The following is a 13776-nucleotide window of genomic DNA, read 5'->3' as shown; positions in this document are numbered from 1 at the left end:
TTCCTGAGTTCCGAGACGGGATGTTCCCTTTGGCGCAGCGGCCCTCCTTCTGGATCGAATTCGGCGCCAAGTTAGGGAAGGTGCTGTGGCCGCTGGCATGGCGCTACGTCTCGAGGAGGATGCCGCCGGAGGAGGAGGCAGCATGGCGTCAGGCCGAGAGGCGGGGGCAGGGGGATGAATGGCTCAAGGAAAGGTGGCGCCGAAGTTCTGACCGGTGAGCGAGATGGCCAAGTACTCATTGGAATCTTGCCATCACGCCGACCGAACTCGTCTACAACGAGGTCGACGACAGAGCTACGATGAGTCAGAAATCCTCCCTTCCTCAAGTCACCCGGTGTGTTTCAGGAGCGCTGATGCCGGACAAGGACTGGAGCAGTGAAGCCTCCGGAGTCGGACTGACGTACTCACGGTCTAATTTTCCACCGCCGTTCTCAAGCAAGCCCACCGGCCTGTTAACTGCTGCCCACCAGCCAAGCAATGCCGGCGAAGGAGAGTGAGATCGCGATCCACTGTATCGTTCCGAGTCTTTCGCCGATGAAGAGGCGGGCTAATATGATGGTTACGAAACCGAAGGTCGAGCCGATGACGGCCGTCATCCCCGGGAAAGCTGTCAGGCCGCCAGCCAGCAGCGCGATGTAGCCGAGTGTGTCGAGCACACCTTGCACAACGAGCGGCAGCAGGCTGTTTCCTGGCTTCGGTAGACGGAACAGGCCGCCGCCAAGCGCAAGGAGGAGAACGAGGGCGCTAGTGAGCCGTCCAACCCATGCAGCACCCACCTGACCCATCTCGGCCGCTGCGGATTGGCCGCTGATAATGAGAAAAGCATAGGCAAAGCAGGCGCCGAGAGCGAGCAGGAGCGTGCCACCTGTCGAGCTGCGGGTATTGCTGTGAGTGTTTTTTTCCTCTCCCTGATCTTTAATGTGATTCAAGCTCAGTAGGCTGGCCGCAACAACGCCCAATATAACCAGCCCAGCCGCGAGGCCCTGCTGGAGAGACAGGTACGATGATCCGATGGCGAACTCATAGAACAGCACCAGCACGGGATGGGCGGCGACAATCGGCACCGCGAGGCTGATTGGGCCACGGGCTAGAGCTGCGTAGAGCATCAGAGACATTCCTGCGACGCTGAGGCCGTGGAGGGTCGACAGCATGAGACCCGTGGTTGTGAAGGTCAGTTTGGCGCCGGAAACGGAGACGAACGCCGTCATCAGCAGCGAACCGATAACTACGACGTAAGTGAATGCGGCGGCGGGGCCTAAACGGAGACTGGTGAAGCGGGCGAGGAAATCAGCGGTGCCGAGAAATGCCGCAGCGACAAACCCGAACAATACGGCATCGATCAAAGGATGGACTCCGAAAAATCAAAGGATCGACTCCGAAAAGGCTGAACAAATGGAAGGAGTTTCATCGCGTCTGGGGTCGCATCAACTCGAGGAACGCGACCGTAATGCGGTCTGTGCGGTGTTCAGAGTTAATGGCGATCTCGAAGGCCGACTTGTGGGTGAAGCGGCCGGGGAGGATGGGACGCATTCGGTCGATTGCCGTCCACACCCCGGCGTAGTGGATGGGCAGGAAACCGATGAATTGGCCGGAGAGTACGAGGTGGGCCATCGCCTCCATATCGGCAACAGTTGCAGCACCCGTCACGCTGTCACTCGCAAGTTCGAGGCTGCTGGGAAGATGGCTACGAATCACGTAACGGCATTCGCGGAGCTCCGCCGGGTTGATGCGGTCCGGGGCGCGATCGAACAGGACGTGGCCGCGGGCACAATAGAGCTGATGCAATTCCTCTATCATGGGTTGATACTGGAGGCCCGGCACGTGATGATAGAAAGCCGAAATTCCGATTTGTAGCTTGCCGTCAAGCAGCTTGCGCTCGATCTGCGGTGGCTCCATCACGTGAAGGACGATGTGTACCTGCGGATGCTTGTGGCTGAAGCGACGTACGACTTCGGAGAAGCCGATGTCAGGATTGGTCACGGTCGAGTCGACAATGCCAATATCCAGGCGGCCTGTCAGTTCCTCACGCAGTAGGCTCACCTCACGGATAAAGGCAATATGCGACTTGAAGATCCTGGTTGCCGCTTCATAAACCTTCTGGCCTTCACTCGTCAGTCCGAAACCGGCACGGCCCCGCTGACACAAACGCAAGCCGAGCCTCTCCTCCAGCGCGGACATCTTGCTCGATATCGAAGCGGCAGAAATGTTCATGCGCGCCTGCGCGGCCGAGAACCCGTTGCTTTCGACGATAACGCAGAACACGCGCAATAGATTGACGTCTACTCCGTCGAGGGTGATCTGCGCCTTGGATTCTCGCGGCATACTTCAAGAAACTCCGAAGTAAAGTTCATTTCTTTCATATCGACGACAAGTATCTCCTGATCAAGACTAAGATCCACTAGTTTTCTACAATCATCGCGCATTTAGCGCCTGCAACCTAGGGAGAACGCCATGAATATCAGCAGAAGGTCTTTGATCGCGCTTAGCACCTCAGCGGCTGGACTTGCCATTCTCGGCCCCGCTGTAGCGGCGGACCCGCTCAAGGTTGCCATCGTTATGCCGGGCAACATTACCGACAAGTCGTGGACCCAGTCCGGCTACGAAGGCATCATGCAGGCCAAGGAAAAGTTGGGCATCGAAGTGGCCTACAGTGAGAAGGTGGTCCAGGCGGATCAGGCCGAGGCCATGGCGGATTATGCACGCCGCGGTTACAAGTTGGTGATCGGGCACGGCGGTGAGTTCCAGGACGCTGCCAAACGGGTCGCTGCCAAGTATCCCGATACAATCTTCATCGTCAACAACGGACAGATCGGCGAAGGCAATATCGCCTCGGCAGATTTCAACTTCCGCCAGTTTGGCTATCTCATGGGTTACACTGCTGGAAAAATGTCCAAGACTGGTAAAGCCGGATGGATTGGTGGCCAGAAGATCAAGTTCTCGCTGGATCTGAATACCGCATATGAGGAAGGCTTCAAGGCGGCAGGCGGCAAGGAAGTGTTCACCGCCTACACCAATGACTGGGACGACATCGCCAAGGGCAAGGAAGCCGCGCTCAACCAGATCTCACAGGGCGCCGACGTCATTTTCCCGACAATGGACAATGCCGTAATCGGTAGTCTGCAGGCATGCAAGGAGAAGGGTGTGTGGGGCTTCGGTCTCTATTACGATGCCATCGCAGACTGGCCGGACACGGTGCTACAGTCAGCGATCTTCGACATCAAGGGTGCCATGCTCGACTACATCAAGCTTGCGCAGGAAGGAAAGCTCGAGGGCAAGAACTATAACTTCGACCTCAGCACGCCCGAGGCTGCCCGCATCGGCACCTTCCACAAGGCAGTGCCTGAAGACGTGCAGAAGGAAGTCCTGGCACTGGCTGAAAAGATGAAGTCTGGCGAGTTGAAGCCCTGATCCACCAACCTGCTTGGGCGGGCGGGGAGACCTCCACGGTTCTCCCCGCCTCCCGCGTTGCAACAGGCGTATGTGATGGATCACATTGTCATCGATCGGATCACTAAGTCATTCGGTGCCTTCCGGGCGCTGGATGACGTTTCTATCCGCATAGCGAAGGGCGCCATTCACGCGATCCTGGGCGAAAACGGCGCCGGCAAAACCACCCTCATGAATATACTCTACGGGCTCTACAAACCTGACGAGGGGCAGATCCTGCTCAATGGCCGGCCGCTGCGGATGAGCTCACCAGCGGACGCGATCTCGCATGGCATCGGTATGATCCACCAGCACTTTATGCTGGTGAACTCGCTCACGGTGACGGAGAACGTGGTGCTCGGTCTCGAGGGCGGCCTGCGCGGCGTCGACTTCGCAGCCCATGAAAAGCGCATCCGCGAACTCGCAAAGAGCGTTGGCTTCGACATCGAACCCGCCGCGGAGGTCTGGACGCTTCCCATGGGCATGCGCCAGCGAGTGGAGATTCTCAAGGCGCTGTATCGGAAGGCGGATGTGCTGATCCTCGATGAGCCGACGAGCGTTCTGGCTCCGAGCGAGATCGGCTCATTCCTCGAGAGCCTCAAGACATTGCGCGCAAAAAATCACACGATTCTATTTATCACTCACAAGCTCGAAGAGGTGATGCATGTGGCCGACCGCGTGACGGTGATGCGCCACGGCAGAGTAACGGACGAGGTGGACGCAGCTGAAACAACGCCCCGAGAGCTCGCCCAACGCATGGTGGGACGCGATGTCATTATGAACCTCAAGCGCGTGAAGAGCGCTCCTGGCGAGGTCATACTCAAGGCGGAAAAACTCGTTGCTACCGATGATCGCGGTGTGCGTGCGCTTGACGCCCTGAGCTTCGAGTTGCGTGCCGGAGAAGTGTTCGGCATCACCGGTGTGGACGGTAACGGTCAACGCGAGCTGAGCGAAGTGATCGCGGGTCTCCGGCCGCTCGACAGCGGGCAAATTATGGCCAGCGGGCATGACATTGGGCCGCTCGATGTGAAAAGACGCAAGGATGAAGCGGGCATCGGATTTGTACCGGAGGACCGGCAGCATACGGGTCTCGTCCTCGATTATCCGGTCGCCACCAACTTCATCTTGAGGGACTATGATCGTCAACCGGCCTCGCGCCACGGGCTGCTCGATTTCAAGTACATGGCCCGAAACGCCGCTGACCTCGTAAAGCGCTATGACGTGCGGCTCAGGTCGCCACAGCAGCCTGTAAGGTTCCTCTCGGGCGGAAACCAGCAGAAGGTGATCCTGGCGCGCGAGATCGAGGCCAAGCCGAAGATCCTCGTCATCATGCAGGCCTGCAAGGGGCTTGACGTTGGTGCCATCGAGTTCGTGCAGAATACGATCTTCGAGCTCAAGGCCTCCGGCGTCGGGGTCCTCTACATCTCGACAGAGCTTGAACATGTGCTGGACATTGCAGACCGCATCGGCGTCATGTACCGCGGCCGGATCACGGGCACTCTGCTACCGCATGAGGCAACGTCTGAGCGGCTCGGCGAACTGATGGCTGGCGTTGCGAGCGAGGTAGTTTGATGGTGCGAGTGGTCCAGTTCCTGTTCGTGACCAAGACCATCTGGGCAGTTGTGCTGGCGCTCCTTGTCGGCTCCATTCTGATGCTCTCCGCGGGGGCCAATCCTCTGTATGCTTACGCTTCGCTCTTCGGAGGAGCGTTCTTCGACTATTACGGATTTGGCGCCACACTGGTGAAATTCTCGCCTATCCTGCTTGCGGGCCTCGCGGTGGCCATTCCGCTGCGGGGCGGTCTGTTCAATGTGGGAGCAGAAGGGCAGATCTACATGGGTGCATTGTTCTGCGCCGTTGCCGCCCTCTACCTGCCAGAGTTCTACTGGCCGCTGCACCTTCTCGTTTGCGCGCTGGCGGGTGCGCTCGGCGGTGCGTTCTGGGCCGCGATTGCCGGCTATCTCAAGGCCTACCGGGGCATCAACGAAGTTATCGTGACGTTGCTCCTCAACTATGTCGGTATTAACATTGTGAGTTATGCGGCCGGCGGCCCAATGATGGAGGAGGGGGCACCCTATCCCTATTCGCCCGAGATTCCGTCTTCTCTGTTCCTGCCTCACATCATGCTTCCGACGGATGCCCATGCGGGCGCGCTTGTAGGCGTTCTACTCGCCGTGATCCTGGCTTTCGTCCTTAAATACACGACCTTTGGTTTTGCGCTGACGACGGTGGGAAGCAATCCCCAGGCGGCGAAATATGCGGGCATCCATGTGCAGAGGCAGATGGTGGTGACGATGGCGCTCGGTGGCGCGTTGGCGGGCCTGGGCGGCGCATTCGAAATCCTCGGCGTCAAATACCGACTGTTTCATATGTTCAGCCCCGGCTATGGTTTTGACGGCATAGTGGTTGCCTTCATGGCGGGGGCAAATCCCATCCTTGTTCCCATTGCGGCGTTGTTCTTCTCGGGCCTGCGATCGGGCGCACAGTTCATGCAGCGCGCATCCGGGGTCGACAGCACGGTGATCGATGCCATCCAGGGCCTCGTGGTGATATTCGTGGCGGCAAGCCTCGCCATCCGGTTTGGTGAATCGCGCTGGGGGAAACTCCTCGCGCAGCGCCGCGCACTCGACGACCAACTGACGCCCGTGGAGAAGAAGAATGCTTGACTGGATGATCCTGGGGGACGTTCTGCGCACCAGCCTGCGCCTGATGGTACCCATTGCCTTCGCAGCACTCGGCGGCGTCATCTGCGAGCGCAGCGGCGTCTACAATGTAGGGATAGAGGGCATGATGCTGTCGGGTGCCTTCGGTGCGGCGTTGGGCACGTTTCTGACAGGCAGCCCAGTCGCTGGCGTGATGGTGGGCATTCTTTTAGGCGCGTTCGGGGGCGCCATACTGGCCGTTCTGTCCATTCGCCTCAACGTGAACCAGATCGTCGCGGGCATCGCCATCAATCTCGTAGCACTCGGGCTCACGGCGTTTTTGGCACGGCTCATTTTTGGGCTCGATGCGACGACCAAGACGCTGGCCGGCTTCACCGCCTGGGCCATTCCCGGCCTCTCTGCGATCCCTTTCGTGGGGCCGATCTTCTTCAACCAGGATCCGCTCGTCTATGTACTCTACCTCTTGGTGCCGTTCCTCCACTGGCTGCTCTACCGCAGCGCCTTCGGGCTGGAGATCCGGGCGACCGGTGAAAATCCGGGTGCAGCGGACTCGGCGGGTGTTCCGGTCTATCGCGTGCGGTTCTTGTGCACGGTCATCAGCGGGGGGCTCGCGGGGCTGGGCGGCGCCTATATCGTGGTCTCGCAGGTCTTCGTATTCACCGAGCACATGAGCGCCGGCAAGGGTTTCATCGCGCTGGCCGCCATCATTCTTGGCCGGTGGGACCCTGTGGGCACGCTGCTTGCGTCCTGGTTCTTCGGCTTCTGTGATGCGTTGCAGCTGAACCTGCAGTTTGCCAACCCTTCTGTGCCTTACCAGATCTTCACGGCACTCCCGTATGTAGCCTCGATCCTCGCCCTCGTGGGGCTCTATGGACGCGTGAAGCCACCAGCCGCGACGGGCCTGCCCTATCGCCGTGAATCGAAGACCTAGGCCATGAAGCTTGGAACGGGAGAACTTACACTCGCGGACTTGCGCAGCTTTGACCGCGCGGAGCCACATGTTTCACTGGATCCTGGCCAGCGCGCCGCCATGGCGAAGACGCGGCGTATCGTCGAGGAGCGGATTGCACAGGGCCGGCCTACCTACGGCATCAACACTGGCTTCGGGACCCTCTCGTCACACATGATCGGCGCCGAGGACCTGACTGAGTTGCAGCGGCGCCTCGTTCTGTCCAACGCCGCGGGCACAGGCGAGCCCATGCGCAGGGCGGATGTACGACGCATGATGCTACTGAAGGCATCTGGCCTCGCCAGCGGATTGTCCGGCGCCAGGCCTGAACTGGCGGATGCGCTTCTCGCGCTACTCAACCATGACATCACGCCCGTCGTCCCGTGCAAGGGATCCGTTGGCGCATCGGGCGATCTCGCGCCCATGGCTCACATGGCTGCCGGGCTGATCGGCGTTGGGGACGTGCTTGCGGGTGGGAAGGTCCGCCCCGCTGCCGACGCGCTGCGTGAGGCCGGCCTTACGCCATTCACGCTTGCTGCCAAGGAAGGTCTCTCTCTGGTGAATGGCACGCAGGCGTCAACCTCGCTCGCCGTGCACGGGCTCTTTGCGGCGGAGGACATGCTGGCGGCGGCACTTGTGGCCGGGGCCCTCAGCCTCGAGGCCGCGCAGGGGCATGTCATGGCATTTGACCCACGCCTGCATCGCGCGCGGGGGCAGCCAGGGCAAATGGCCGTTGCATCGTTCTTCCGTTCGCTGGTGGCAGAAAGCGGCATTCGCGATTCCAAGGGATCCATTGGCCGCCTGCAGGACCCCTATTGCCTGCGCTGTCAGCCCCAGGTGATGGGTGCCTGCCTTGATCAGCTACGCCATGCCGCGGCGATCATCACCGCCGAGATCAATGGTTGGACCGACAACCCGATGGTGGACCCCGACACGGGCGACATCCTCTATGGCGGTAACTTCCATGCCGAGCCCATCGGTCTCGCCTGCGACGGCATTGCGCTGGCGCTTGCCGAGACTGGTGCCATGTCCGAGCGGCGGATCGCACTTCTTACCGATGCGCATCACAGTGGGCTACCCGCCTTCCTGGTCGCGGAGACCGGGCTCGATTCAGGCTTCATGGTGGCGCAGGTGACGGCGGCAGCACTTGCCAGCGAGAACAAGTCACTGGCGCATCCGGCAACCGTTGATTCCATTCCCACTACCGCCAATCATGAGGACTTCGTGAGCATGGCGACCTTCGCAGCCCGCCGCCTCGCTGACATGGCCGACAACGTCGCCGCGATCTTGAGCATCGAGCTGCTCGCCGCCTGCCAAGGCATGGAGTTTCGTAGGCCCCTCCGGTCCAGCACCATTCTCGAGGCTGTGCATGCCCGTGTCCGCGAATTGGCGTCCGCATACACGCAAGACAGATTCTTCGCACCGGACATCGCGGCCGTGAAGGCATTCGTTCTCTCGGGTGAGCTACGGAGTCTTTTGCCCGTTGAACTGGCGCTCTCATCCCACCCGGATCAACACAAGGAGACACCTCATGGCCAATTCTGAAATCTTCACGCTTCCCGCGCGCAAGGGTCGCGCCTGCCGCCTTGGCAAGGGCCAGGCTATCAAGATCATTAACACCCACGGTCACCAGGTGGTCGACACCTGGGCATTCAGTGCCGAGGACCTTCATGAGTTCATGTCGATGGAGCACATGCGCCCAACCATCGGCACCATTTTCCCCACCAAGGGGAATGACCTGATCACCAATCGCCGCCGCGCCATCCTGCATTTTGAGGAGGACACATCTCCCGGCGTCCACGACACGCTTCTCGCCGCCTGCGACGACTATCGCTACGGCCTGCTGGGCTGCAAGGAGTTCCATGATAACTGCACTGACAACCTCTACGCAGGCATGCGCCAGATAGGTCTTGAGCCGCCGGAAGTACCTTCGCCTCTGAACCTATGGATGAACATCCCTGTCGACCAGCAGGGCCGGACGAGTTGGGGGGAGCCCGTGTCCAAGGTAGGCGATTATGTCGTGCTGCGCGCCACGATGGATTGCATCATCGCCATGTCCGCGTGCCCGCAGGACATATTACCTATCAACAAGGGCAAGACCGTTGAGGCCCATTACCAGGTCATCTCCTGAAGGAGCACACGCCATGATCAGACGCCCCGTACCCTGGCCCAACGGCGCGAAAGTTGCTGTCGCCATCACCTTCGATATGGATGCGGACAGCCTTGTCCACGTCGAGCATCCAGCCGATTCTATCACCCGCGTCTCCACCATCTCCATGCTGCAATACGGGCCGCAGGTGGGCGTGCCCCGCATCCTCGAAGCCTATCGCCGCTACGGCTTGAAGCAAACCTTCTTCGTACCGGCCTGGTGCATCGAGCGCTATCCAGACACGGTGGAGGCGATCGCGAAGGACGGGCATGAGGTAGGTTTCCACGGCTTCATCCATGAGGCACCGAACAAGCTCTCGCGCGAGGAGGAGCATTACTGGATGCAGCGCTCAATCGCGGTAATCGAGAAGCACACCGGCAAGCGGCCCCGAGGCAACCGCTCACCGCTTTACAACTACTCGATCAATACCACGGACCTGCTGGTAGAGGAGGGATTCCTCTATGATTCATCGCTGATGGGTGACGATGTTCCCTATATCCTCGACAATGGCAAGGGCGAGATCGTCGAACTGCCGTCCAGTTGGGCTTTGGACGACTGGCCGCCCTATGTTCATTCGATCGACCTCAACTACATGTTCCAGGTCATGTCGCCCGACCGCGCGATGGAAACGTTCATGGCCGAGTTCGAGGCGATGCGGAGTTCCGGCGGCGGGCTATGGATCGGCGTCTGGCACCCCTTCGTGAGTGGAAGACTGTCGCGCTGGCTTCGCGTTGAGAAGATGATCGAGTACATGCTGAACACGGGGGACGTTTGGTTTGCACGGCTGGAAGACATTGCAGCGCATGTGCAGAAGCTGCGCAAGGAGGGAAGCTATCAGGCTCGCGTTGACAAGCTGCCTTACTACGACAAGCCCCAGATCCCCGTACCGCCGCCATCAACCATGCTGCGCAAGCTCGGCCACTGACAGGGTAGGAGGCAAACCGTGGCGCTATCACCGTCTGACGTTGCCAAGATCTATGGCGATGTGCCCTCGTTCATGGCCTGTCCCTTCGTCCGCGATATATCCAAGGCGGGTCCTGCCGACGCTGTGGTCATCGGCATGCCCTATGACGGAATTGCCACCTTCCGCGGTGGCGCCACCCGCCGGGCGCCGCAGGAGATCCGCAAATACTCGCTTCTGTTTGGGTCCTACAGCCTCGACTGGGACTTCAATGCTGAAGACCATACGAGGATATTCGATTGCGGTGACGTCGATGTTGTGCCCGGCGATGCGGTGGAAAGCTACCGTCGACTTGAGGCACGGATGGCGGAAATCCTGAAGCTCGGCGCCGTTCCGATGATGATGGGCGGCGACCACGGCGTCACATACCCCGCTGTGAAGGCAGTTGCGTCCCATGGCAGGAGGCCATTGGGATTCCTGCTCTTCGACACGCATCTCGATCTCTCCGAGAGCTTCAACAATGACCGCCTGACGCGCGCCTCGCCGGTGCTGCGCATCTGCGAGTTGCCGGAGGTGGATCCCCGGCGTGTAGCGATCATCGGGCCCAAGGGCGCGCGCAACCTGCCGGAATGGACGCCGCTCGCACGTGAACTCGGCATCAACATCTATCCCGACCGCGTCGTTGAAAAGCGAGGCATCGAGGCCGTCGTAAAGGAGGCCCTCGATATCGTATCGCCTGATGGTTACCCGCCCTATGTGAGCGTCGACATCGACGTGATCGATCCTGCCTATGCGCCTGGTACCAACAGCATCGAACCGGGTGGCTTCACTGCGCGCGAGATCATCACCGGCGTGAGACTCGGTTGTGAGCGCGGCTTTTCCGGTTTCGATGTCGTCGAGGTATCTCCGGATTATGACTCAGCAACCGGCCACACTTCCACGCTTGCGGCGAAGCTGATGGTCGAAGCGGTGTTCTGCCTCGCCGCCCGAAAGGCTGACAACATCCGCTCCTGGGACAGGGACTGATGCAGGCTCTCGTTCTCGCGGGGCCGGGCGACATTGATTGCCTTTCAATGGAGGAGGTCCCGGCACCTCAGCCCCGCAGTAACGAAATTAGAATCAAGGTGTGCTATGCGGGTGTGAACTGGGGTGATATCCAGAAGCGTCAAGGCATTTATCCCGACCCCATCACCTATCCGGCGATCATAGGTCTTGAGGTTTCGGGCTACGTCGATGCGGTGGGAGACGAGGTTCGTGGCCTCAGCATCGGCCAGAGGGTCGCCGCCATCACGGGTCCTCGCATGCTCGGCGGCTATGCGGAGCAATGCGTCGTGCCCGCGGAATATGCCATGGCGATTCCGGACGACCTCTCCCTTGACCTTGCCGCCGCGATCCCTGCATCTTCGCTCACGGCGTGGCATCTCCTCAATACGGCCTATCAACTTCACCGGGATGAGACAATTCTCATCCATGCAATCGGCGGGGCCGTTGGCCTGATGCTGACGCAACTCGCGCGTGTTAAAGGTGCACGCGTCATCGGCACGGTGGGCTCGGCGGCCAAGTCGGAAATTCCGCTCTCCCTCGGTGCCGAGCATGTGATCGACCGGTCCCGACAAGACTTCGTTGCCGAGGCAATGCGCCTGACGGATGGGCGCGGCGTGGACCTCGTCATCGATTCCCTTGGGGCCGATATCCTCGAGCGAAGCTTTGATGCGCTGCGGCCCTTCGGCCACGTGATCAATATCGGAGAGGCGGCGGGCTATCCCAAATTCGACATTCGCGCCAAGCTCTATGAGCGCTCAACGTCCCTCGCTGGGTTTGAATTTCTGCATGCAAGGCCCGGATCAGCACAGTGGCAACGCGGCGTCGTGCACATCATCGACTATCTCTCGGACGGAAGCCTGCGCATGCCGATTTCAGCCATCACGCCACTGGCGGAGGCAGGCCGTGCCCACCGATTGTTGGAAACGCGGCAGGTATCCGGCAAGCTTCTGCTCTCAGTCGGGTGATCCCGATGCCAGTCCATGCAGCGCCGTGAGCGCCGTGACACGGAACGCATGTGCGATCTCACGGTCCCGCACGGGATCGCGAATGAGCATAGCAACGTTATATGGTGGCTTCGGGAGTTGCCCCTTTGTGGCGATCGTGCCCGAGAAGACCATCCGCCCGCCGTTCTGTAATCCATCTGCGGCAGAGACCTTCTCCAGCAACGTGCGCGGCTCGATGAGGGCCGAGAGCATATCCTCCTGAAGCACTTCCCCGTTGCAGGTGAGAGTCAACCCCAGCTCATCCCAATGCGGCAGCACATCGGCCACGGGCCATGCCTGCTGTGCTACAGTCTTTTGGCAGAGGTTCTTTGACCTCTCGCTCCATCCATGCGCCTCGACCGCGATGTCGCACTGATCGTTGCCAAGCGTCACATACAGATCGTTCCGCCAGGTGAAGAGCACATATTCGACTTCGGGCGTCGTCTCGTCGCCGTAGACGGCAACCTCATGGCCCTGTGTGAGGAGATGCGGCAGCACTGGCCAGAACATGGGGATATGCGGCGGGCGTGGAACGCCCTGGCGCGCCATTTCTGCGATGTGGTGCTCGACGTCCTCCGTGTTCCTCCCGGCGAAGCCGGACAGGATGAGCCGTTCGATGACGGGGGTGATCCGCTGGCCATCCGGCGTCTCAAAGGATAGGTTCATGAGGCGCCCGTAGTCCCTTGGCCGAACTCCTCGCTCACCACCCGCCGAACGCGCTCAACTACGTCTGCCAGCAGCCATTCTCCCTTCTCCGCGGAGGAGCCCCTGGTTTCCGATAGGACACCCGAGGGCGGCACTTCTGCCACGAGCCCTGGGAAGCTGTCATAGGGCTTGAAGCGAGCCGGTCCATCGTTTAGCGCCTCGGACAGTGCAACGAGTTCCGGGCGGAGTTTCAGCATGATCGAGGTTTCGATCACGCTCGCATGCTCGAGCTCGATTCCGGGATAGCCATCGGGGAATACGCGCGCCAATGTCTCCGGCCTCACCAGTTCCCAATGGTCGATGCGGAGGATCTTGAGGCCGCTCGTCGGATCCCGGCCGATCCTGTCAAGCGCCAGCTCTATTCCTTCGACCGAGGGCCATACATTCTCGTAGTGGCCGTTGATTACCACCATGTGCCGTGCGCCGTGGCGGTAGAGTTCGGTAATGATGTCGCGAAGCAGCCAGGCAAAGGTCGCGGCGGTGATGTTGATGGTCCCCGGGAAGGCCGGGCCGCCGCCGGAGCGAGGCTGCGAGCGATTGCCATAGGCGATGGCGGGCGCAACCATCCCCCCGCACTCCTTCGCCACCTCCGCGCAGATCCAGCCCGGAATGACTGCGTCCACGCCTAATGGCAGATGCCGGCCATGCTGCTCGGTCGCACCTACCGGAATGAACACTGGCGCTCCACCTTCGATGCGCCGTGCAAACTCGGGCCAGCTCAACTCCGCCATCAATACGCTCTCGGCTATCATCAATCGCCCGCCTTGTTCATGGATGTTCACCGGGAGTGTGCCCGGCGGCGGCAGCCTGAGTCAATGCCAGCACCTTCGGCCGCCCTGCCGTCGATCTGGATTTCCAGCGCCAGAACGCCCGAAATCCTCGCCGATGCCAGCCGATCACCGTCTCAGGCTTGACAATCGACAGGGCATTCAGGGTGCCGGGCGCCAAGCGATACA

General features: G+C 60.4%; 15 protein-coding genes. 10 read left to right on the top strand and 5 right to left on the bottom strand.

All coding sequences use genetic code 11. From position 1 onward, the window contains the following. On the top strand, positions 1 to 218 hold a 218-nt coding region (locus WCJ41_RS16700), incomplete at its 5' end, for a hypothetical protein (protein ID WP_336906970.1). Positions 219 to 452: 234 nt separating this feature from the next. Here the strand turns inward: WCJ41_RS16700 and WCJ41_RS16695 are convergent. Together WCJ41_RS16695 and WCJ41_RS16690 are read right to left on the bottom strand one after the other, a co-directional pair. Further along, positions 453 to 1343: an EamA family transporter gene (locus WCJ41_RS16695; RefSeq protein ID WP_336906969.1), complete on the bottom strand. Its 891-nt coding sequence runs from the start codon at positions 1341 to 1343 to the stop codon at positions 453 to 455. A gap of 61 nt (positions 1344 to 1404) precedes the next feature. Further along, positions 1405 to 2322, bottom strand: a complete 918-nt coding sequence (locus WCJ41_RS16690) for a LysR family transcriptional regulator (RefSeq protein ID WP_336906968.1) — start codon at positions 2320 to 2322, stop codon at positions 1405 to 1407. A gap of 129 nt (positions 2323 to 2451) precedes the next feature. Here WCJ41_RS16690 and WCJ41_RS16685 point away from each other — a divergent pair, with 129 nt between their 5' ends. The 9 genes from WCJ41_RS16685 (at position 2452) to WCJ41_RS16645 (ending at position 12097) form a co-directional block, all read left to right on the top strand. After that, the gene (locus WCJ41_RS16685; protein WP_336906967.1) at positions 2452 to 3408 is read left to right on the top strand and encodes a BMP family protein; all 957 of its coding nucleotides are present in this window, start codon (positions 2452 to 2454) and stop codon (positions 3406 to 3408) included. Between the two features lie 75 nt (positions 3409 to 3483). Further along, positions 3484 to 4998, top strand: coding sequence for an ABC transporter ATP-binding protein (locus tag WCJ41_RS16680; protein WP_336906966.1), 1515 nt, complete (start codon positions 3484 to 3486; stop codon positions 4996 to 4998). Beyond that, entirely contained in the window at positions 4998 to 6092 is a 1095-nt protein-coding gene (locus tag WCJ41_RS16675) for an ABC transporter permease (RefSeq protein ID WP_336906965.1), read from the top strand. The genes WCJ41_RS16680 and WCJ41_RS16675 overlap by 1 nt, the downstream gene beginning before the upstream one ends. Further along, entirely contained in the window at positions 6085 to 7020 is a 936-nt protein-coding gene (locus WCJ41_RS16670; RefSeq protein WP_336906964.1) for an ABC transporter permease, read from the top strand. The genes WCJ41_RS16675 and WCJ41_RS16670 overlap by 8 nt, the downstream gene beginning before the upstream one ends. A 3-nt stretch (positions 7021 to 7023) precedes the next feature. Next, positions 7024 to 8583 carry a histidine ammonia-lyase gene (hutH, locus tag WCJ41_RS16665; protein ID WP_336906963.1) on the top strand — a complete coding sequence of 520 codons (1560 nt, stop codon included), beginning with the start codon at positions 7024 to 7026 and terminating at the stop codon, positions 8581 to 8583. Beyond that, complete coding sequence (locus WCJ41_RS16660) at positions 8570 to 9169, top strand: urea carboxylase-associated family protein (protein WP_336906962.1); 600 nt, start codon at positions 8570 to 8572, stop codon at positions 9167 to 9169. Before hutH ends, WCJ41_RS16660 begins: the two co-directional genes overlap by 14 nt. A 13-nt stretch (positions 9170 to 9182) precedes the next feature. Beyond that, a complete protein-coding gene (locus tag WCJ41_RS16655; RefSeq protein WP_336906961.1) occupies positions 9183 to 10112 on the top strand; it encodes a polysaccharide deacetylase in 930 nt (309 codons plus the stop codon). A gap of 18 nt (positions 10113 to 10130) precedes the next feature. Beyond that, a complete protein-coding gene (locus WCJ41_RS16650; protein ID WP_336906960.1) occupies positions 10131 to 11114 on the top strand; it encodes an agmatinase family protein in 984 nt (327 codons plus the stop codon). Beyond that, positions 11114 to 12097, top strand: a complete 984-nt coding sequence (locus WCJ41_RS16645) for a zinc-binding dehydrogenase (RefSeq protein ID WP_336906959.1) — start codon at positions 11114 to 11116, stop codon at positions 12095 to 12097. Before WCJ41_RS16650 ends, WCJ41_RS16645 begins: the two co-directional genes overlap by 1 nt. Here WCJ41_RS16645 and WCJ41_RS16640 read toward each other — a convergent pair. From WCJ41_RS16640 to WCJ41_RS16630, 3 genes are all read right to left on the bottom strand, one after another. Further along, entirely contained in the window at positions 12086 to 12781 is a 696-nt protein-coding gene (locus WCJ41_RS16640; protein WP_336906958.1) for a DUF2848 family protein, read from the bottom strand. The two genes, WCJ41_RS16645 and WCJ41_RS16640, sit on opposite strands and share 12 nt — an antisense overlap. Then, positions 12778 to 13572, bottom strand: coding sequence for a creatininase (locus WCJ41_RS16635; protein WP_336906957.1), 795 nt, complete (start codon positions 13570 to 13572; stop codon positions 12778 to 12780). Before WCJ41_RS16635 ends, WCJ41_RS16640 begins: the two co-directional genes overlap by 4 nt. Before the next feature lie 16 nt (positions 13573 to 13588). Continuing rightward, positions 13589 to 13776: hypothetical protein (locus WCJ41_RS16630; protein ID WP_336906956.1), on the bottom strand; the 188-nt coding region annotated here is incomplete at its 5' end.

Origin of the sequence: Aestuariivirga sp. (assembly GCF_037139295.1) — a bacterium.
In the GTDB taxonomy this organism is placed as follows: Bacteria; Pseudomonadota; Alphaproteobacteria; order Rhizobiales; family Aestuariivirgaceae; genus Aestuariivirga.
The sequence above is the reverse complement of the archived record's forward strand: the minus strand, read 5'-3'. Positions and strand labels throughout refer to the sequence as shown.